Origin of the sequence: Kitasatospora sp. NPDC057512, assembly GCF_042802135.1 — a bacterium.
In the GTDB taxonomy this organism is placed as follows: Bacteria; Actinomycetota; Actinomycetes; order Streptomycetales; family Streptomycetaceae; genus Kitasatospora.
The window spans coordinates 1-2,236 of the sequence record NZ_JBHVET010001043.1; the positions used below are offsets into that span (position 1 = coordinate 1).

Annotated in this window: 2 protein-coding genes; both read left to right on the forward strand. The window is 74.0% G+C overall.

What is annotated here, in order from left to right:
• Positions 1-450, forward strand: a 450-nt coding sequence (locus ACFU6K_RS37325; protein ID WP_380670844.1) for an ACT domain-containing protein, incomplete at its 5' end; no start/stop codon positions are given.
• Positions 451-687: 237 nt separating this feature from the next.
• Positions 688-2,190: a GTPase HflX gene (gene hflX / locus ACFU6K_RS37330; protein ID WP_380670846.1), complete on the forward strand. Its 1,503-nt coding sequence runs from the start codon at positions 688-690 to the stop codon at positions 2,188-2,190.
• Positions 2,191-2,236: the final 46 nt, after the last annotated feature.

Sequence of the window (2,236 nt, forward strand, 5' to 3'; positions counted from 1 at the left end):
GTGGCCGGCCGGCCCGGGGCGTCGGTCCGGCTGGCCCGCTGCTGCACCCCGGTGCCGCCGGACGAGGTGGCCGGCTACCCGATCCGCGGCGGCGCGGTCGCCGTGCACCGCACCGGCTGCCCGGCGGGGGAGCGGATGCGCGCGGACGGGCGGGCCGAGCTGGAGGTCCGCTGGCAGTCGGAGGGCGCGCCGGCGGCCGGGCACCGGGCCACCCTGCGGGCCGAGGCGCTGAACCGGCCCCGGCTGCTCGCCGACCTCACCGCGGCGATCTCCGGCGCGGGCGTCGGCATCGTCTCGGCCGAGGTCGAGCCGCCGCAGGAGTCCCGGGTCCGGCACACCTACACCGTCGAACTGCCCGAGCCGGCCGCGCTGCCCGGGCTGATGCGGGCGATGCTCAAGGTCTCAGGGGTGTACGACGTGAGCCGGCCGCACGCCCCGGAGGGCTCGTAGGGGCGGCCGTCCCGGGGAAAATGGGGATGACCGGCCCGCGCCGGGCGTGCGACCATCATGGGGAATTCACGGCCGGTCCACGGCGTTCTCCGGGCACAGGAGCCCGGGGGCACCCGGGGACCTGAGGGGTAGCTCACCCCGCCCGGACGGTAGCCGGGGCGGCAGCTGGGCAGACTCCGTACGGGACCGCCACCGCGGTCCCCGAAGGCCACCCGTACCAGCCAGCCAAAGGACAGAATGACCTCCACGTTCGACACCCGCGACCACGCCGACGCTCCGCGCCGCCTCGACGGTCTGCGGGCGGAAGCCCTCATGGACGAGGACCTCGCGGCCATCGACGAGGACCGCGGCCACCACTACGACGGCGACCAGTACGACCGCAGCGAGCGAGCCGCCCTGCGCCGTGTCGCCGGCCTCTCCACCGAACTCGAAGACGTCACCGAGGTCGAGTACCGCCAGCTCCGCCTGGAGCGCGTGGTGCTCGTCGGCGTCTGGACGGACGGCACGCTGGAGGAGGCGGAGAACTCGATGGCCGAGCTCGCCGCGCTCGCCGAGACGGCCGGCTCCCAGGTGCTGGACGGCGTCATCCAGCGCCGTGACAAGCCCGACGCGGCCACCTACATCGGCTCCGGCAAGGCGAAGGAGCTGCGCGACATCGTCGCCGCCACCGGCGCCGACACCGTGGTCTGCGACGGTGAGCTCACCCCGGGCCAGCTGATCCACCTGGAGGACGTGGTCAAGGTCAAGGTCGTCGACCGGACGGCCCTGATCCTGGACATCTTCGCCCAGCACGCCAAGTCCCGGGAGGGCAAGGCGCAGGTCTCGCTCGCGCAGATGCAGTACATGCTGCCGCGGCTGCGCGGCTGGGGTCAGTCGCTGTCCCGGCAGATGGGTGGCGGCGGCTCCGGCTCCTCGGGCGGCGGCATGGCCACCCGCGGTCCCGGTGAGACCAAGATCGAGACCGACCGGCGCCGGATCCGCGAGAAGATGGCGAAGCTCCGCAAGGAGATCGCCGACATGAAGAAGGGCCGCGACACCAAGCGCCAGGAGCGCAGGCGCCACCAGGTGCCGTCCGTGGCCATCGCCGGGTACACCAACGCCGGCAAGTCCTCCCTGCTCAACCGGCTCACCGGCGCCGGCGTCCTGGTGGAGAACGCGCTGTTCGCCACCCTGGACCCGACGGTGCGCCGGGCCGAGACCCCGACCGGGCGGCTCTACACCCTGGCCGACACCGTCGGCTTCGTCCGGCACCTGCCGCACCACCTGGTCGAGGCCTTCCGCTCGACCATGGAGGAGGTCGCCGACGCGGACCTCATCCTGCACGTGGTGGACGGCTCGCACCCCGAGCCGGAGACGCAGCTGGCCGCCGTCCGCGAGGTCATCGTCTCGGTCGACGCGCAGAACGTGCCGGAGATCGTGGTGATCAACAAGGCGGACGCCGCCGATCCGCACGTGCTCCAGCGCCTGCTGCGCCGCGAGCCGCACGCCATCGTGGTGTCGGCCCGCAGCGGCGCCGGCATCGAGGAGCTGCTGCGGCTGATCGACGACGAGCTGCCGCGTCCGGCGGTCGAGGTGCGGGCCCTGGTGCCCTACACCCAGGGCGCGCTGGTCTCCCGGGTGCACGCCGAGGGCGAGCTGCTCTCCACCGAGCACACCGGCGAGGGCACCCTGCTGCACGCCAAGGTGCCGGCCGAGCTGGCCGCCGAGCTGGAGTACTTCGCGGTGGCCCTGCGGGGCTGAGCCCGAAGCGCACGGAGGGGCCCCGGGACGGATCGCCGTCCCGGGG